The 19,364-nt window shown below is 33.4% G+C and carries 16 protein-coding genes and 1 tRNA gene; 7 read left to right on the top strand and 10 right to left on the bottom strand.

Going from position 1 to position 19,364, the window contains the following annotated elements; all coding sequences use genetic code 11:
- Nucleotides 1-65 precede the first annotated feature (65 nt).
- Both V8G56_RS16030 and V8G56_RS16025 read right to left on the bottom strand, forming a co-directional pair.
- Nucleotides 66-1,289, bottom strand: coding sequence for a site-specific integrase (locus V8G56_RS16030; protein WP_395439475.1), 1,224 nt, complete (start codon nucleotides 1,287-1,289; stop codon nucleotides 66-68).
- A 260-nt stretch (nucleotides 1,290-1,549) separates the two neighbouring features.
- Nucleotides 1,550-1,634, bottom strand: a tRNA-Ser gene (locus V8G56_RS16025).
- A gap of 103 nt (nucleotides 1,635-1,737) precedes the next feature.
- Here V8G56_RS16025 and V8G56_RS16020 point away from each other — a divergent pair.
- The 4 genes from V8G56_RS16020 (at nucleotide 1,738) to V8G56_RS16005 (ending at nucleotide 5,547) form a co-directional block, all read left to right on the top strand.
- A complete protein-coding gene (locus V8G56_RS16020) occupies nucleotides 1,738-2,493 on the top strand; it encodes a sulfite exporter TauE/SafE family protein (RefSeq protein WP_395439474.1) in 756 nt (251 codons plus the stop codon).
- An 11-nt stretch (nucleotides 2,494-2,504) separates the two neighbouring features.
- Complete coding sequence (locus V8G56_RS16015) at nucleotides 2,505-3,140, top strand: NAD(P)H-dependent oxidoreductase (protein WP_395439473.1); 636 nt, start codon at nucleotides 2,505-2,507, stop codon at nucleotides 3,138-3,140.
- Between the two features lie 5 nt (nucleotides 3,141-3,145).
- Nucleotides 3,146-4,342, top strand: coding sequence for a DegT/DnrJ/EryC1/StrS family aminotransferase (locus tag V8G56_RS16010; RefSeq protein ID WP_395439472.1), 1,197 nt, complete (start codon nucleotides 3,146-3,148; stop codon nucleotides 4,340-4,342).
- 128 nt (nucleotides 4,343-4,470) lie between these two features.
- Nucleotides 4,471-5,547, top strand: a complete 1,077-nt coding sequence (locus V8G56_RS16005) for a family 16 glycosylhydrolase (protein ID WP_395439471.1) — start codon at nucleotides 4,471-4,473, stop codon at nucleotides 5,545-5,547.
- Here V8G56_RS16005 and ribB read toward each other — a convergent pair.
- The 6 genes from ribB to tpx form a co-directional block, all read right to left on the bottom strand.
- The gene (ribB, locus tag V8G56_RS16000) at nucleotides 5,544-6,692 is read right to left on the bottom strand and encodes a 3,4-dihydroxy-2-butanone-4-phosphate synthase (protein WP_395439512.1); all 1,149 of its coding nucleotides are present in this window, start codon (nucleotides 6,690-6,692) and stop codon (nucleotides 5,544-5,546) included. The two genes, V8G56_RS16005 and ribB, sit on opposite strands and share 4 nt — an antisense overlap.
- 28 nt (nucleotides 6,693-6,720) lie before the next feature.
- A complete protein-coding gene (locus V8G56_RS15995) occupies nucleotides 6,721-8,715 on the bottom strand; it encodes an LptF/LptG family permease (protein ID WP_395439470.1) in 1,995 nt (664 codons plus the stop codon).
- 7 nt (nucleotides 8,716-8,722) lie between these two features.
- Nucleotides 8,723-9,358, bottom strand: coding sequence for a LolA family protein (locus V8G56_RS15990; protein ID WP_395439469.1), 636 nt, complete (start codon nucleotides 9,356-9,358; stop codon nucleotides 8,723-8,725).
- Between the two features lie 13 nt (nucleotides 9,359-9,371).
- The gene (locus tag V8G56_RS15985) at nucleotides 9,372-11,753 is read right to left on the bottom strand and encodes a DNA translocase FtsK (protein WP_395439468.1); all 2,382 of its coding nucleotides are present in this window, start codon (nucleotides 11,751-11,753) and stop codon (nucleotides 9,372-9,374) included.
- A gap of 155 nt (nucleotides 11,754-11,908) precedes the next feature.
- Nucleotides 11,909-12,277 carry a diacylglycerol kinase family protein gene (locus tag V8G56_RS15980; RefSeq protein WP_395439467.1) on the bottom strand — a complete coding sequence of 123 codons (369 nt, stop codon included), beginning with the start codon at nucleotides 12,275-12,277 and terminating at the stop codon, nucleotides 11,909-11,911.
- Nucleotides 12,278-12,295: 18 nt separating this feature from the next.
- Entirely contained in the window at nucleotides 12,296-12,802 is a 507-nt protein-coding gene (gene tpx, locus V8G56_RS15975) for a thiol peroxidase (RefSeq protein WP_395439466.1), read from the bottom strand.
- A gap of 208 nt (nucleotides 12,803-13,010) precedes the next feature.
- Between tpx and V8G56_RS15970 the strand changes: the two genes are divergently transcribed.
- The 3 genes from V8G56_RS15970 (at nucleotide 13,011) to V8G56_RS15960 (ending at nucleotide 16,484) form a co-directional block, all read left to right on the top strand.
- Nucleotides 13,011-13,529, top strand: coding sequence for a fasciclin domain-containing protein (locus tag V8G56_RS15970; protein ID WP_395439465.1), 519 nt, complete (start codon nucleotides 13,011-13,013; stop codon nucleotides 13,527-13,529).
- Nucleotides 13,530-13,726: 197 nt separating this feature from the next.
- Complete coding sequence (gene katG, locus V8G56_RS15965) at nucleotides 13,727-15,937, top strand: catalase/peroxidase HPI (RefSeq protein WP_395439464.1); 2,211 nt, start codon at nucleotides 13,727-13,729, stop codon at nucleotides 15,935-15,937.
- 73 nt (nucleotides 15,938-16,010) lie between these two features.
- A complete protein-coding gene (locus V8G56_RS15960; protein WP_395439463.1) occupies nucleotides 16,011-16,484 on the top strand; it encodes an ankyrin repeat domain-containing protein in 474 nt (157 codons plus the stop codon).
- Between the two features lie 60 nt (nucleotides 16,485-16,544).
- Here the strand turns inward: V8G56_RS15960 and nhaC are convergent, their stop codons facing one another.
- Entirely contained in the window at nucleotides 16,545-18,026 is a 1,482-nt protein-coding gene (nhaC, locus tag V8G56_RS15955; protein WP_395439462.1) for a Na+/H+ antiporter NhaC, read from the bottom strand.
- A gap of 123 nt (nucleotides 18,027-18,149) precedes the next feature.
- Nucleotides 18,150-19,349 carry an aminotransferase class I/II-fold pyridoxal phosphate-dependent enzyme gene (locus V8G56_RS15950; protein WP_395439461.1) on the bottom strand — a complete coding sequence of 400 codons (1,200 nt, stop codon included), beginning with the start codon at nucleotides 19,347-19,349 and terminating at the stop codon, nucleotides 18,150-18,152.
- Between the last annotated feature and the right edge of the window lie 15 nt (nucleotides 19,350-19,364).

The following is a 19,364-nucleotide window of genomic DNA, read 5'->3' as shown; positions in this document are numbered from 1 at the left end:
AGAAAGCAAGAGTTTTAAGATTTTAACTGCAATTTTTAGACAAAATTGCAGTTAAATTTTAAAGGCTATTTATATTTAAATTTTAATTTTTGCATATCATCCAATACGCTAGTATCGAGAACTTTTGCATAATGTTGCGTTTGTTTAATATTAGAATGACCCATCATAGCCGATACATTTTCTATTCTAATACCATTTCCTAAGGTTACTGTAGTAGCGAAGGTGTGTCTTGCTACATACCAGGTTAAGTTTTTTGGAATGCCACATACATCTGCTATTTCTTTTAAATAAGCATTCATTTTTTGATTAGACATTTTAGGAATTAATGTTTCTTGTTTATCCTTATACTTTTCGATAATTCTTTGTGCAGGTGGCAAAACAGGAACATTGGCTCTGATACCGGTTTTTATTCTATCTGCAATAATCCATAAATCGCCGTCATTATTTTTGATTAAATTGTCAGTGGTTAAATTTTCTGCATCGATAGGAGCGTAACCAGTATAACAGCTAAAAAGAAATATATCTTTTACCTTATCTAATCTTTCAATTTTAAATACACGTTCTTCAATTTTATTCAACTCCACTTGTGTTAAAAATGTTGCGTCTTTTGTCTTTAATTTTCCTTCATATTTTGAAAACGGATTTTTTACAATTAAATCTAGTTTAATTCCAAAGTTACATACGGTTTTAAAGGTTTTAAAATATTTTACAACTGAGTTATTCTTAATACCAATCTTTCCTTTATGCTCACTTTCATATTTTAAAAAAGATTCAAGATTATGTACAAAGGCACCTGTAATGTTGTCTACATTGATGTTATCAATTTTATATTTTTTTCGTAAAAATAGTTTAATTAGGTCTTTGGCGCGATTGTATTTCTGTAAAGAAGCAGCAGCGCGTTCTCCATATTTCACTTTCCTTTCAAAATCCAAATTATGTATCTCAAAAACTTCTATAATACCAATTTTGCTTTTAGCCTTAACCTTCTTTTTGCCAAGAATGTCGCTTTTTATGTCGTTAAGATTAATAGTAGAATCGTTTTTAAGTAATAAATTGAATTTAGTTTCAAATAACATGGCTAAAGAGTCTAATGAGGCTTTGATTGCTTTTTCCTTTTGAATTTTTAATGACCCTCTAAGGTGATTTGTGAAGTCCCACCTTTCTTTAGAAATACATTTTCCAGTACTGATGGTAATACTTTTTCCTTGATATGTAATTTTAGCATAAATAGGGCACTCACCATTCGTGTTTGATTTTTCCGTTTTGATAAAGTAAATAATTTTAAGCATAGTTACCTTTTTAATTAGTACTAATGAATTAAAAAACATATCGATAGCCTAATGATAGCGGCGAATTCGCAGCGAATTATTAAAAAGTAGTTACCCTAGTTTGGAATCGAACCTAAAATTGCAATAGGGTAACCTATAGGGTAACTGTTCTATGCGCTTTTAAGTGCTTTTTGAAAATGGTCAAAAACTAAAAAACCCCTTAAACACTGATGTTTAAAGGGTTTTTGAAGTTTTATGTTTCTTTTGAAACATCGTTTTCGCGGAGAAAGAGGGATTCGAACCCCCGGAGGTGTGACCCTCAACAGTTTTCAAGACTGCCGCATTCGACCACTCTGCCATTTCTCCGATTGCGGTTGCAAATATAGAAACCTTTTTTGTATCTAAAAAACCTTTTTTCTTTTTTTTATTTTCTTATTTTTTATTCATTTTTTGACTGTACTTTTGCTACATGGAACATTGGTATTACTATGTACTTTTAGTGGTTGTTGGCATTATAGTCGGAATTATAAATACTATGAGTGGTGGTGGTTCACTACTTACCTTACCTGTTTTGATTTTTGTAGGATTACCCTCAAATGTTGCTAACGGTACCAACAGGATAGCCATTTTTATTCAATCAATTTTTAACATTGCTGGCTACCACAGTAAAAAGGCTATTGATAAGTCAGTCTTCCCCATTTATTTATCTATTTCGGCTACTATTGGAGCGGTTATCGGTGCTAAACTTGCTATTGACATCAAAGGGGAACTGTTTAATAAAATTTTAGCAGTAGTTATGATGACTATTGTTGTATTTATGGTCTTTAGACCGAAACAAAATTTTAATGATTTAGCAGATAGAATAACAGGTAAATATTTAAAATATAGTATCATTGCTTTTTTCTTTATAGGGATTTATGGTGGTTTTATTCAGGCCGGTACAGGAATATTTATTTTGTTAGCCTTATCGTCTATAAATCATCTCACATTGATTAAGTCAAATGTGATCAAAATACTGGTCATGTTTGTGTACACAAGTGCGGCTTTGTTGATGTTTGGATTCAATTTAAAACTTGATTGGGTGGCTGGGTTAACTTTGGCATCAGGTCAGGCAGCCGGTGGATGGTTTACCAGCAGATGGTCTGTGAATAAGGGAGATCAGATAGTAAAAATATTTTTGATTATAATGGTCTCAGGAATGGCAATTAAATTATGGTTTTTTTAAAAGGATGATATATGAGTAAAATAATAGAAAGTTTAAAATGGCGCTATGCCACCAAAAAATTTGATACTAACAAAAAATTGTCAGAAGATAAGATTAAAATATTAAAAGAGGCTTTTAATTTAACAGCAACTTCCTTTGGATTACAAACAATAAGTATGCTTGTAATTTCTAATGAAGAATTAAAAAAATCACTCATTGAACCGGCTTATAACCAACGGCAGGTTTTTGAAGCTTCTCACTTACTGGTTATTTGTATTCAGAATGATATTAAGGATAAAGATGTAACTGACTATTTCAATAACATTAAGGAAATTCGTAAGACACCTGATACTATTCTTGACCCATTTAAAAATAACCTTTTAAAAAGTATGAGAGAAAAGTCTGTTGAAGAACGTCAGCAGTGGTCTATGAATCAAGCTTATATTGCTTTAGGTAACTTAATGACGGTTTGCGCGATTGAAGGTATCGATTCCTGTCCAATGGAAGGATTTAATTCTTTAAAATATGATGAAATTTTAAATTTGAAAGACAGAGGACTCAAATCTTTATTACTTTTACCAGTGGGTTATAGAGCAGAAGACGACATGTTTGCCTCTTTTAAAAAAGTTAGAAAAGCTATAAATAAAACTATCATAGAATTAAATTAAAACTTATGCCAGGATTTGAATTATTTGGTGAATTAGAACGTAAGGAAGTCACAGATGTATTGGATAATGGTGTTTTGATGCGCTATGGCTTTGATGGTATGCGCAAAGGACATTGGAAAGCAAAGGAATTAGAAATAGAACTTCAAAAGTATTTCCAGGTTGATCATGCACAATTACTTAGTAGTGGTACGGCTGCAGTTTCTATGTCTTTAGCGGTTGCTGGTGTTGGAGCAGGGGATGAGGTCATTATGCCATGTTTTACTTTTGTGGCTAGTTTTGAGGCTATTATGATGTTAGGTGCTATTCCGGTATTGGTTGATATCGATGACACGCTAACTTTGGATATTGAGGCTGTCAAAAAGGCTATAACACCAAAAACTAAGGCTATTATGCCCGTACATATGTGCGGTAGTATGGCTAATTTGGAAGCGCTAAAGTCTATTTGCGATAAACATAATTTGGCCCTTATTGAAGATGCCTGTCAGGCTATTGGAGGGACCTATCATGGTAAACCTTTAGGTAGTTATGGAGATGTAGGTAGTTTTTCGTTTGATTATGTAAAAACAATTACGTGTGGGGAAGGAGGCGCTATTATTACGAATAATCCTAAATATGCGCAATTTGCTGATCATTATTCTGATCACGGACATGATCATATAGGTAATGACAGAGGTGCGGAAACCCATCCTTTTTTAGGTTATAACTTTAGGATTTCAGAGCTAAATGCTGCAGTAGGATTGGCGCAAATAAAGCGATTAAATGATTTTATTGCCATTCAAAAAAACAATTACACCATTATTAGAGAAGCCTTATCAGTAATTCCTGAAATTACTTTTAGAACAGTGCCAAAAGGCGGCGAAGAAAATTATTCATTTTTAAGTTTTTATTTACCAGATTTAGAATTGACTCGAAAAGTTTCCAGTGAATTCAAAAGTAATGGCGTTGACGGTTGTTTCCATTATTTTGATAATAATTGGCATTACATTAGAAAATGGGACCATTTAAAAGAGGTAAAATCCTTATACCCAATCTCTAAAGAAGTTATGGAAGGCTTAGAATATCTTAAAACAAAATCATTTGAAAAATCGGATCATTTTGTTGGTAGAAATCTCTCATGTTTAATAAAACTATCATGGACAGAAAAAGAAGTTCAAGATAGAGCTAAAAAAATGGTACAGATAATAAAGTCAGTATTGCATTGATTTTGAGTTAATTATTGGGTTTTTATGTACATGGGTTAAATCAATAATAACCTTGTATGGTTTTTGTTGTGGTAAATAATTGAAATTTTATTTTTTTTATAAATACTTTCGAAAACTAAATTTTTACTATGAAATATGTCTACCTTAATTTATTTTTAATTTTATTTTTAAATTGTCAATTTTCTTTTGGGCAAACGGACCCTGTTTATGATTATTTAGTTTGGTCAGACGATTTTGACGGTACTGGAGCAATCAATACATCAAACTGGTTTCATCAAACCATAGGGCCTAATGGTGGTGTTTGGTTTAATGGCGAACAGCAACATTATACAGCTAGAACAGCCAATTCTTTTGTAGATAACGGATTTTTAAATATTGTTGCTTTAAAAGAAAATTACCAACCGGCAGGTGCACCTTTATTACCTTATACTTCGGCGAGATTAAATTCAAAATTTGCGTTTACTTATGGTAAGGTCGTAGTTAGAGCAAAATTACCTTCAGGAGTTGGAACTTGGCCAGCTATCTGGGCACTGGGAAAAAACATTACAGAAACTGGAGCCTATTGGGAAACACAGGGATTTGGCACTACACCTTGGCCTGCTTGTGGTGAAATTGATATAATGGAACATTGGGGTACAAACCAAAACTATGTTCAGAGTGCTATGCATACGCCGTCTAGTTATGGTGGTACAGTAAATTTTGGCGGACAAGTAATACCAACAGCTTCCACAGCTTTTCATGATTATGTTTTAGAATGGTATCCTGATAAAATGGTTTTTAGTGTTGACGGGAATGTTCATTATACTTATCAACCATCTATTCAAAACTCTGATACCTGGCCCTTTTTTACTGACCAATATATTCTTTTGAATCTTGCTATTCAATCCAGTATTGAGCCTTCTTATACACAGTCTGCTATGGTTGTAGACTACGTCAGAATTTATCAAACAAATCCGTTAAGCATTGATGACAATATTTTAAGTGATATTAAGATTTTTCCAAATCCTGCAGATACCAAAATTAATATTTCATCTCAATTAAATATTGATAAGGTTGATTTGTATGATATTACCGGAAAACTAATTTTAACCACTAATAAGCCTAAATCAAATGTCATTGATGTAAGCGCCATCACAAATGGTATGTATTTGCTTAAAATTTACTCAGGAGAAAGAAGCAGTACAAAAAAATTAATAATTAATTAATAGTTTACATACTCAATAATCTCTAAACCATAACCAATTAAACCTACGCGTTTAGTTTGCTCAGAATTTGAAATAAGTCTTAGTTTATGAATATTTAAATCATGCAGGATTTGAGCGCCAATGCCAAAATCTCTGGTATCCATTTCAATCCTTGGAGCCTTTGCTAAATTATTTGGAATCTGATTTTTCTTTAAGAAATCTAATCGTTTTAAAATATTCATAGATTGAGATTCTTGATTTATAAAGATAATGGCACCTTTGCCTTCATCATTGATAACCTTGAACATGCTGTCCAATTGTTTGTCAACATTATTAGTAAGGGTTCCTAGAATATCATTGTTGATAAGCGTAGAATTAATTCTGGTTAAAACAGTTTCCTTATCTTTCCATTGTCCTTTAGTTAGGGCTAGGTGAATCTGATTATTGGTTGTTTGTTGGTAGGCTCTCAGTCTGAAATCCCCAAAACGAGTTTTTATTTCAAAATCTTCTTTTTTTTCGATTAAGGAATCGTGTTGCATTCTGTAAGCCACCAAATCCTCAATTGAAACAATTTTAAGATCTAATTTTTTTCCTATTTCAATGAGTTCAGGTAAACGAGCCATGGTGCCATCTTCATTCATGATTTCTACAATGACACCTGCAGGTTTTAAACCGGCTAATCTAGCAAAGTCTATAGCGGCTTCCGTATGACCAGTTCTTCTTAAAACACCACCTTGTTTGGCAACTAATGGAAAAATATGCCCTGGCCGCGCTAATTCAAAAGGTTTCGTGTTAGGATCAATTAATGCTTTTATAGTTTTAGCGCGATCACTTGCTGAAATTCCTGTAGTGACCCCATTTCCTCTTAAATCAACGGAAACGGTGAAAGCCGTTTCCATGGGGTCTGTATTATTCCTAACCATCATGTTAAGTTCTAATTCATTGCACCTGTTTTCTGTAAGCGGAGCACAAATTAGGCCTCGTCCATGCGTTGCCATGAAATTGATCATTTGAGGTGTTACTTTATCAGCAGCAGCAATAAAGTCTCCTTCATTTTCTCTGTTTTCATCATCTACAACAATAATAACTTTACCATTTCTAATATCGTCAATAGCTTCATGAATGGTGTTCAGTTTAAATATAGTATTTTTTGCGGAGGTCTTCATTTCTGTAATCATAAGGCAAAGATATTGCTTATTTTAAACAATCTAAACAATTTTGTTCTAAGTCGTCGTTGACCTTTCGTGTCAGAGTAAAATAGGTTATGAAATAAAATGGGAAACCTATGATTATAAATAGAATATTAGGTTTCTTGTTTTTGTTAATTATATTTTTATAAAATCTGTTTAGGTTACGATACGTTTTTATGTAATAAAAAAGGTATAAAACTAAAGAGATTAAACCAATTTGTAAAGAAGCCGAAGCTAAGGAGGATAGGTTGTTATTTCTGAAAATAAAAAATAATCCTAATAGCGCCAATCCTATAACATATAAAGAAATTGAAAATTTTGAATGAAGCTTAAAATCAGAACTTGATTTTTTTGAGGAATCAAATTGCTCTTTTAATTCGATACCGTTTTCTCTAATTTGCTCAAAAGTAATGCCTCTAGCATTTAATAGCTCAATGGCTTTAAAACGACTCGTTTCATCAAAACCTAAATCTTCATTGTTTTTAATGAGATTAATTAATTTTTCATTGGTATAAGACAGCAAAAATTTATAATCCAAATCGCTGTTCTCTTTTATGTTAAATATTAGTTTTAACGGTTCAACTAAATTTCCAAAACCGAATAGATCTTTGTCTCCAGTTGCTTTTTTAGTTAAAATGATGCCTAGAGGTAGCATTATTAATGTTGAGAACCATGTCGCTAATGCGGGATTAAAATTACCGTTTTTAGCACTGTTTGTTGCAAATATGCCTATGAAATGGTAGGTTAGGAACAGTAATATGGCAACAATCATAGGTAAACCAAGTCCCCCCTTTCTTATTAAAGCGCCTAAAGGTGCACCTACAAAAAATAAAATAACACAGGCGAATCCTAAGGCAATTTTTTCATGAAGTGCTATAACATGCTTATTAAATAAGGTTTTTGAAATTTTGAAACTAGTTTTTCTTGACTTGATTATTTGATTGGTACTTCTGGTTGAATTTAAAGCAATATTGACTATCTGGGCTTTATTTTTAGTTTCAAAATATTCTAAAATATTACCGGTAAATATTGAGTCTGTAGCTTTAAGCTTTGCTTTTTTTACTGGTGTGGCAATGGCTCGTTCAAAAATATTGCCTGAAAATTGGGAATATTCTTCTTGATTTTTTTTTGCTAATGAATCTATAGTATAGTTTAAGTCGCTAATATTAAGCATGTTATACTTGTTTGTAACAGATTTATCGTCATCTAACTCCTGATTCATTAAAAAAGACAAATCTATATTAATAGTATATTTTTCAAATTTACTTTTTGCAAAAGGGGCATTATTTTTTTTTCTTATACTTTTTGGTTTCATATCATGATAATAATTACCATCAAAAAGTTCAAGCTTTAAGACATTAGAATTTTCTGAACTTATTAATTTACCCGTTTCAGATTTTATGGTAGTAGCGTTTGTTCTGCCATCAGAGCCCTTAATGTGTATTATAACATTTTTAAGATTTTCTACATGAAGATAATCATCTTTAATAGTGATTGGATCCGCTTCACTTTTATCGTCAAATTTAATATTATAAGTTCCTACTTCATTAAATTGTCCCTTAGCAAGTAACATGGCAGGCTTTTGTTTTGCAATATTTTTTCTGAGGTTAAATGAATTAAATTCAGCCCAAGGAATCACATTGTTGGAAAAGAAAAAAGTAGTTAAACCTAAGATTGATATAAAAACACTCAACCCAGCCATGGCCCTCATAAGGGAGATGCCTGTAGATTTCATAGCGGCAAATTCATAATTTTCAGCAAAATCGCCAAACACCATTATTGAAGCCAGAAGAACGGTTAAAGGTAAAACTAAAGGGATGAGCTTTGGCATGAAATATATTAAGAATTTAAATATAATAACAACATCCAAATCTTTACCTGCTAATTCACGTATATAAAGCCAGATAGTTTGCAAAACAAAAATCAGCATGAGTATTAAAAACACGCTGACAAAAGTTTTAATATAAGTGGTTAGTATGTACCGGTCTAATATTTTCAATCGCTAACTAATCTAATTTATTGATATAGTAATCTTTGTATTTATTAGCATCAAAGGTAAATAAGGTTCTCGACAAGGGCTCATTCGTTTTAAAAGAATTAACAGTGAGTGTTGTTTTTGTACTGTTTTTCCCTATTTGAATCAAATTATATATGTGCTTTGTTTGTGCGTCAATTCCCAGTAAAATATAATTGATATCTGAATTAGAATCGATTGGGATTAATTTAATATATTGAATTTTTCTGCCTTTTACATCTTGAATGATATCCATGGTACTGGTATATCCATTTTCATAAAAAGATAACATTTTACTAGGCGCAATAATGTCTTCATCGTCATCTTTTTTTGTTGAAACGGTAACTTCTTCATCTTCAGGACTGATATTGTACATTGTTTTTCCATCAAATAATCTGGTAACCCCAAGAATATTTAATTTGTATTTATCACCTTGCAAAACGACATCACCTCTGGTTTCTTGTTTAATGTTTTCTGAAGTGTTTTCAAGGACATACTTGAAGTCAATAGAAATATTCTCATAGCTATTTACTTTATCTGAGACTTCCTTCAATAAGGCTTTTCCACTTTTTTGAGCAAAACTATTAATGTTAAGTAATACAACAAGTGTCAATATTAAATGTTTCATTTTATTATTTTAATTATAAATTTTCGTTTTCTAATAGTTTATCTAAAGAGGTTAAATCACTGACCAAAACCTGTCTGGCTTTACTCCCTTCAAAAGGACCAACAATACCGGCAGCTTCTAATTGATCTATAAGCCTTCCTGCACGGTTATATCCTAATTTTAGTTTACGCTGTAATAGTGATGCAGAACCTTGCTGTGCAGTAACAATTACTTCGGCAGCTTCTCTAAATAGTTTATCTCTGTCAGATATATCTATATCAAGACTTGTGCCGCTTTCTTCACCTACGTATTCTGGTAATAAAAAGGCATCCGGATAGGCTTTTTGTGAACCAATAAATTCTGTAATTCTTTCAATTTCAGGAGTGTCTACAAAAGCACATTGTACCCTAATTAAATCATTTCCTTGTGTAAACAGCATATCTCCCCGACCTATTAATTGATCTGCTCCTGAGCCATCAAGGATGGTTCGTGAATCTATTTTTGAAGTTACTCTAAAAGCTATTCTTGCAGGAAAATTGGCTTTAATAATACCTGTAATAACATTAACAGAAGGTCGTTGTGTTGCAATGATTAAATGAATTCCAATGGCTCTAGCAAGTTGTGCTAAACGTGCTATAGGTGTTTCAACTTCTTTGCCTGCAGTCATAATAAGGTCAGCAAACTCATCTATGACTAAAACTATATAAGGTAAAAATTGATGACCATCATTTGGATTTAATTTTCTGGCTTTAAATTTAATGTTATACTCCGCAATATTTCTGCATAAAGCATTTTTAAGTAATTCATACCGGTTATCCATTTCAATACATAAAGAGTTTAATGTATTTATAACCTTGGTATTATCTGTTATGATGGCTTCTTCGCTATCCGGTAATTTTGCTAAATAATGGCGTTCAATTTTATTAAAAAGCGTTAATTCTACTTTTTTAGGATCTACTAAAACAAACTTCACTTCTGCAGGATGCTTTTTGTATAACAGAGAGGTTAAAACGGCATTTAAACCAACAGATTTTCCTTGACCAGTAGCACCCGCCATAAGTAAATGGGGCATTTTAACCAAATCTACCACAAAAGTCTCATTGCTAATTGTTTTACCAAGAGCAATAGGTAATTGCATCTCAGAATTTTGAAACTTTTTAGAGGCAATTACAGAACGCATGGAAACAACCGTCGCATTTTTATTTGGGACTTCAATCCCTATAGTTCCTTTGCCAGGAATTGGTGCTATAATTCGAATACCTAAAGCCGATAGTGATAAGGCTATATCATCCTCTAGATTCTTGATTTTTGAAATTCTAACACCAGCGTTAGGAACAATTTCATAAAGCGTTACCGTTGGTCCAATAGTGGCTTTGATGCTAGCAATTCCAATACTATAATTGCTTAAGGTTTCAACAATTTTGTTTTTATTCTCTTCTAACTCAGCCTGATTGATTGTGATGCCTTCAGAGTCATATTTTTTTAATAAGTCCAGATGTGGGAATTGATAATTTCCTAATTCAAGCGTAGGGTCAAAAAGCCCAAAGTTTTCAACTAATTTATTAGCCAAATTATCTGTTTCCGAAAGTTCTTCAGTTGTTTTTGCCACAACCATTTCAATTTCCGGTTCAATAGGTTCTGCTTTTATTTGGAGGTCTAAATCTTTTAAAGGTTTTGATTTGATTGGTTCCTTTTGTTTAATGACATCGTCAGAAATATCTAAGGCCGATTTAATAGCCTCAGCTTCCATTGATAAATTATTTTCTAAAGCAATGGTATAATCGTCTTGATTTTCACCTTGATTAAAATCGCCCTTGATATTTTCCTTGGCTGATTTAAATAATTGAATAAAGGTTTGAGCTGTGAGTTTGAATTTAATGGCAAGAAATACAATTAAGACAAAAAGAAGCAAAAAGATGGTACCAATAATTCCCAAGTAATCTTGTAGGAACGAATTGATTTCATAGCCGACAGTTCCGCCCAGGGTATCATTGAAATTGCTAAAAAAACCAAATAAAACGGATAGCCAAACAATTGTTAACAATCCCCAAAACCAATGGCTTCTAAGTTTCGCTTTGTTAGAATCTAGTAAGATGTATAAGCCAGAAAGAAATATTAAACCAGAAAATATAAAAGCAGAGATCCCAAATCCTCTTAAAATAAAAAAATCACTTAGCCAGGCACCCGATTTACTTAACCAATTTTCTGCTTTTGTTTCTCGAGAACCAAAATCAGAGATCGCACTTTGATCAGAGTCTCCTGTGAAGAAAAATGATATAAATGAAATGCACAATAAAACTCCAAAAATGGCTAAAAAACTACCTAAAATGAGCTTTTGCTGACTAGATAATTTAAAGCTAAAAGGTTTCCCTTTTTCTTTTGAATTTTTATTTGTATTCGCTTTACTTTTCGCCATTTATGCGTTGTTATTTTAAACAAAAATACAAATTACTACCATTAACGAAACTATATTTTAAAAAATTGCAAAACTATATTATTGAACCATTCAACATTGTTTAAAATGGCCACTAGAATGGCCTGGTTTTTTTTAAATCTTTACGTATAAAAGAATTAAATTATTTTGGGTATGTAAATAATTAAACCAATGATGATAGCAAAAATAGAAGCCATAAAAACGGCTCCAGCAGCAATATCCTTGATTAATTCGATTTTTTTATGTTTTTCAGGATGAATAAAATTCGCAAGTTCTTCAACAGCTGTATTAATTCCTTCAATACTCATTACAATACTAATAGCAAGAAATTGAATAAGCCATTCAGTTGTTGATATATTTAAACAAAAGCCTAAAACAACAAGTAACAAAAAGATTCCAAATTGGACCTGAATACTTGCTTCTGTTTTTAAAAGAAAATAAGCGCCTCTAAAAGCAAATCCAACACTTTTTAATCGACTGATAAAAAAGGATTTCTTTTTATTCATTAACTAAGAATAATTAATTTATGCTTTTTTTAAAGCGTCTAAAGCTGCCTGATAATTTGGTTCTTGGGCAATTTCTGGAACTTGTTCTGTGTATATAATTTTACCAGACTTATCAGCTATGATAACACATCTTGAAAGTAAGGCATCAAAACCACCGTTAATCATTATTAAACCATAAGTTTTTCCAAAATCCCCATTTTTAAAGTCTGAAAGCATGATGACATTTTCTAAGCCTTCAGCAGCACAAAATGCTTTTTGAGTAAAAGGTAAATCTCTGGAAATACAAAGTACTTTGGTGTTCTTAAGTTCCCCGGCAGATTTGTTAAACGCTCTGACAGAAGCAGAACATATTCCCGTACCTACACTTGGGAAAATATTTAAAACAAGATTACTTCCTTTAAAATCAGATAAGGTTTTTGTGGTTAAGTCCACATCTACTAATTTAAAATCGGCTAATTGAGTCCCAATTTTTGGTAAGTTTCCTGAAGTTTTTACTGCGTTTCCGCCCAAAGTTATATTTGCCATAATATATTTTATTTTACATTTTTTATAGTGTATAAAGGTATGGAATAAATTTTGTTTCTTCCGCAATATCTAAAATTCAAAGAAGGCTTTTTTATGTTATTCTAAAAGAAAAATAAATTAACGATTTTAGTTAAAGTTATAATAAATAAAACATTTATGTTTAATAAAAACATAAATTTGTTAAACAAAATAATTTAAAAAGAAAACTATGAAAACGAAAAATTTATTCAAAACAGGTTTAATGTCATGTTTACTTGTATTAAGTATCTCAGGATTTGCTCAAACTAAAAATATTGTTGAAACTGCCGTAGGATCTGAAGTACATACAACTTTAGTAGCTGCTGTTAAGGCCGCGGATTTGGTTGGAGTTTTATCAAGTGATGGACCTTTTACTGTATTTGCTCCTACAAATATGGCCTTTGCAAAGTTACCTGAAGGAACTGTAGAATCTTTATTGAAAGCCGAGAATATAGAAACTTTAAAATCTATCTTGACCTATCATGTTGTTGCTGGAAAATTTATGGCCGCTGACGTCATCGGATTAATTAACAAAAATAATGGTAAGGCAATGATTCCAACGGTAAATGGTGGTAATTTAATCGCTACTTTGAATGCTGGTTCTGTGTATATTACAGATGCTAATGGCAATTCAGCTAAAGTAATCGCTGCAGACCTTGACAATACAAATGGTGCCATTCACGTGGTTGATACTGTTTTATTACCTTAAAAAATTAGTTAATTGCTAGTAATAAAAGCATCTTCTTAATAGAAGATGCTTTTTTATTAGAAAAAACTATTTTATTTAATAGATTCAATAAATTTTATCAATAGAAATATAATTTATAAAAATCTTGTATTGATACAAATCAGGTTATAATTTCTTAATTTTATGACATTGAAACTAAACGATTAAAATTTAAAATAATGGAGAACAAAGGGAATAATAACATGAAAGGTGATGCCAGTCAATGCCCATTTTTAAGTGGAACACAAAAAAAGCCTGCCGGTGGAGGTACTAGTAATCGCGATTGGTGGCCTAATGAGTTAAAATTAAACATTTTACGACAAAATGGAGTGAAGTCAAATCCAATGGGAGAAGACTTTAATTATGCAGAGGCTTTTAAAAGTGTTGACTTTGCAACGCTTAAGCAAGAAGTTATTGATTTGATGACCGATTCTCAAGACTGGTGGCCTGCTGATTATGGACATTACGGACCATTTATGATTAGAATGGCTTGGCATAGTGCCGGTACTTATCGTGTTGGTGACGGAAGAGGTGGTGCTGGTTCAGGAACACAGCGCTTCGCCCCTTTAAATAGCTGGCCAGATAATGGCAATTTAGATAAGGCTCGTTTATTATTGTGGCCAATAAAAAAGAAATATGGTAAGAAAATTTCTTGGGCGGATTTGATGATTCTTGCTGGTAACTGTGCTTTAGAGTCTATGGGCTTTAAAACATTTGGTTTTGCGGGTGGTCGTGAAGATGTTTGGGAACCAGAACAGGATATCTATTGGGGATCAGAGAATCAATGGCTTGGAAATGATGAGCGTTATGATACTGGTGATGGAGATTTGGAAGGGCATTTAGGAGCTGTGCACATGGGATTAATCTATGTAAATCCAGAAGGTCCTAATGGCGTGCCAGACCCTTTAAAGTCTGCTCATGATATTAAAATAACCTTTGGACGTATGGCAATGAATGATGAAGAAACAGTGGCTTTAGTGGCCGGTGGTCATACCTTTGGAAAAGCACATGGAGCTGCCGATCCTGCTAAATACGTAGGACCAGAACCGCATGGAGCACCAATTGAACAAATGAGTACTGGCTGGAAAAACTCTTACGGAACAGGTGTTCTAGATGATACCATTACAAGTGGTTTAGAAGGTGCCTGGACACCAAATCCAACAAAATGGGATCATGATTATTTTGAAGTTTTATTAAATTATGACTGGGAGTTAACTAAGAGCCCTGCAGGTGCGCACCAATGGACACCAACAGCAGCGTCTCATGCTAGAATGGCACCAAAAGCTGGAGATCCAAACGGTAAACAAGCCTTAATGATGTCCACTGCAGATATGGCACTCAAAATGGATCCAACCTATTTAAAAATTTCCCAAAAATTCCATAAAGACCATAAAGCATTTGAGGATGCTTTTGCTAGAGCGTGGTATAAGTTAACACATAGAGATATGGGACCAATTTCTCGTTATTTAGGTCCTGAAGTGCCAAAAGAAGAATTATTATGGCAAGATCCAATTCCTGCCGTTTCTTATACATTGAGTGATGCAGATATAGATTCCTTAAAAAAGATGATTTTATCTTCAGGTCTTACAATTTCTCAATTGGTCAGAACTGCCTGGGCTTCAGCTTCAACATTCAGAGGTTCAGATATGCGCGGAGGTGCCAACGGTGGACGTATTCGTCTAGAACCACAGAGAAGTTGGGAGGTAAACAATCCGAAACAATTAAACAAAGTTCTAGCCGTATTAGAAGGCATTAAAAAAGGATTTAATGGATCTATTTCAATGGCAGATCTAATTGTTTTAGCTGGAGTTGTGGGAGTAGAAGAAGCTGCAAAAAACGCTGGATATAAAATAAAAGTACCGTTTACACAAGGAAGAGGTGATGCTTCACAAGAGCAAACAGATTCAGAATCTTTTGGTTATTTAGAGCCATTAGCGGATGGTTTTAGAAATTATATGAAATCAGAATTAAATGTTGCTGCTGAAGATTTGTTAGTAGATAGGGCTAATCTTTTAACATTATCAATCCCTGAAATGACGGTTCTTGTTGGTGGATTACGAGTATTAGGCGCTAATTATGATGGTTCCAATTACGGAGTATTTACAAATAATATTGGAAGTTTAACTAATGATTTCTTTACAAATATTTTAGATTTCACCTATACTTGGAGTGCCACTTCAAAGGATGACAGAATTTTTGAAGGCCGTGACCGTCGAAATGGTGAATTAAAGTTCACAGGAACACGAGCTGATCTTATTTTTGGTTCAAACACTGAATTGAGAGCTGTAGCTGAGGTGTATGGTGCTAATGATGGTCAGGAAAAATTCGTTAAAGATTTTGTGGCCGCCTGGACAAAAGTGATGAACTTAGATCGATTTGATTTAAAGTAATTTTAAATTGTTGATATACTAAATGGGATGAGCACTCCAAGCTTATCCCATTTTTCTTTAATACATTATTTATATGAACGAAATTGAACTTTTTTTTCACGCCATTCAATCTGGTAATAAAACGAATGTTGAAGCACAGCTAAAACGAAATCCGGACTTAGTAAATGTAAAAGATACCAGAGGGTTTACGCCTTTAATATTTGCAACCTATTTTGATAAGGAAGATATTGCAAAAAGTTTAATAGAACATAAGGCACCTATTGATGCAAGGGACGCTTCAGGAAATACGGCTTTAATCGGTGTTTCTTTCAAAGGTAATGAGAGTCTTGCAACTTATTTAATTGAACATGGGGCTGATGTAAATGCAGTAAATAATAATGGAACAACATCTTTAATTTTCGCTGCAATGTATAATCAGATTAATAGTTTGAAGTTATTACTTTCTAAAAAGGCAGATGGTACTATTAAGGACAATGAAGGAAAAACTGCTCTTCAACATGCACAACAAAAAGGATTTAATGACATAATTGATTTACTTCAAAAGTAGATGGTTTTAAAATTATCAATATTTAACTAAGTCAAAAAATATTTCAGTAAGCCAGGATGTTTATTTTTTTACGAGTTGTCGAATTTTAATATTCAGGCCAGCGAACAATAAGGTTGTAAACGGACTTAGCCAATTGAATATAGCATAACCTGCATAATGTAAGGTGTCAACCCCCAAAACACCACTTTGGTAAGCACCGCAGGTATTCCAGGGAACTAAGACCGATGTGACTGTTCCACTATCTTCTAAAGTTCTAGATAGATTTTCTGGAGCTAGTCCTTTATCTTTAAAAGCTTTTGCATACATTTTGCCAGGTACCACTATGGCTAAATACTGGTCACTTGCTGTTACATTTAAAGCGAGACAACTGGCTACCGTACTGGCAAATAATCCAAAGGTTGTATGAAAAAGTTTTAATAAAGCTTTACTAATAGTGGTTAATGCTCCTATAGCATCCATTACACCTCCAAAAGTCATTGCACAAAGGATTAGCCATATGGTTCCCATCATTTTAGCCATACCACCTGCTTTAAATAAGCCTTTTAAAGCGTCGTTCTCCGTTGGAATAAAAGTGTCTGTTGTTATGGCATTCATGATGCCCTTATACCCAGTTGAAAAATCTAAAGACGTGCCGCCACCAACAGAGGTAACGATGTCTGGTTGAAAAATTAATGCTGCTATTCCTCCTAAAACTGTTCCAATTAAAAGGGCAATTAATGGAGGTGTTTTTTTTACGATGAGGATGATGACTAATATAGGAACAACGAATAACCACGGGCTTACATTTATAGCAGCTTCGATGGATTCAAGAATTTCATGGGTATCTGCAGAACCCTTCGTTTCAAGATTTAAACCAATAATCACAAATACAATAAGTGTAACGGTAATAGTTGGCACCGTTGTGAATAACATATATCGTATATGTGTAAACAAGTCCGTTCCAGCCATTGCAGGTGCTAAATTGGTAGTATCACTCATAGGCGATATTTTGTCGCCAAAGTAAGCGCCAGAAAGGATGGCCCCGGCAGTCATTCCCAATGGAACTCCTAAAGCATCAGCAATTCCAATTAAGGCAATTCCAACCGTTGCAGAGGTGGTCCAGCTACTTCCTGTGGCAACTGAAATTATAGCACAAATAACAACACAGGCTGCAAGAAAGATGGTTGGGTTTAGAACTTGTAATCCATAGTATATCATAGTTGGAATTATACCGCTAATAAGCCATGTCCCCGCTAATGCTCCTACCATTAATAAAATAAGTATAGAACTTGTTGTGGATTTTACGTTTTCAGCAACTTCTTCAACCATTTGTTCAAATTTCACCTTGTTAAATATCCCAACTATAGCTGCAACAGCAGCTCCTAATAATAATACAAATTGATTAGAACCACTCAGAGCATCTTCACCATAAGTATAAACGTTATAGGCTAGCATACCTACCAATGCAAACACAGGAATAAGTGCCTCCCAGATGTTTAATTCCTTATTTTCAACAATATGTTCGTCTTGAGGTACTCTTGGTGTTATGTCCTGGCTCTTCATGTAAAAGTGTCATTTTAATTTTGAAGTGTAATGTTACGCTTTTAGATTAGAAATTGCAAATACAAGCAAAAAGCCAAAAGGAACCTTTTGGCTTTTATATACTAAAAATTAAAACTTTATTTTTTATAAAATATTGAGTTGCGTCATGCATTGATGCATCATTTGATACGTTCTTTCAATATCATCATCCAGTCCAATAGAGAAACGGATCAATCCATCACTTAAGCCCATTTCTTTTTGTTCTTCTTCAGGAATCTCGCTTGAAGTAGAAGAGCCTGGGGCACTAAACAATGTTTTGTAGAAACCTAAACTTACCGCTAAATAACCCAGATTTTTGTTTTGCATAAGTTCCATGAGTTCATTGGCTTTGTCTAAAGAACCTACGTCAATAGTGAGCATGCCGCCAAACCCATAATCAGGATGCATCATACTTTTAAATAATTCATGAGATGGATGGGATTTTAATCCAGGATAAACCGTTTTTAAGCCATCAGATTCAAATCTTTGAGCTAGATATAAGCCGTTTTTACTGTGTTGCTTTATTCTGATGTGCAATGTTCTTAAATTCTTTAAAACAGAGGCCGCTCTTAAACTATCCATTGTTGAGCCTAACAGCATACAAGCGCCATTATTAACATTTCTTAAATCATTTATAAATTCTTGAGTACCACAAACGACGCCGCCTACAGTATCACTGGATCCGTTGATGAATTTTGTTAAACTATGAATGACCACGTCAGCACCTAATATAGCCGGTGAAATAGAAAGTGGTGAAAACGTGTTATCAACAACTAATTTTAGATGATGCTTTTTGGCAATTTTAGCCAAAGCGGCAATGTCAGCAACTTCAAGAAGCGGATTGCTAACAGATTCGCAATAAAGAACTTTTGTGTTTTTATTGATAGAAGCTTCAACCACTTCCAGTTTTGTAATATCAACAAAGGAGGTTTCTATTTGCATTCTAGGAATAAAATTCTTTAAAAAGGCATAGGTTCCTCCATAAATAGTGCGACTGCTTACGATATGATCCCCAGCCTGACAAAGTTGCAAAAGTACTGGGGTAATAGCGCCCATTCCAGAAGCTGAGACATTAGCAGTTTCGGTGCCTTCCATTGCTGCTAAAGCTTCACCAAGGTATAAATTAGATGGAGACGAATGTCTGGAATATAAGTAACAGCCTTCAGCATTGCCTTCAAAGGTATCAAACATCGTTTTTGCTGATAGAAAAGTATAGGTTGATGAATCTGAAATTGAAGGGTTTACACCCCCAAATTCTCCGAAGTATTGTAAATCCTGAATATTGTTTGCGGGATTAAAAGCCATAATTATAGTTTTAAG

It is taken from the genome of Gaetbulibacter aquiaggeris (assembly GCF_044003965.1).
GTDB lineage: Bacteria > Bacteroidota > Bacteroidia > Flavobacteriales > Flavobacteriaceae > Yeosuana > Yeosuana aquiaggeris.
Note: the sequence above shows the minus strand (reverse complement) of the source record. Positions and strands in the feature narration are given on the sequence as shown.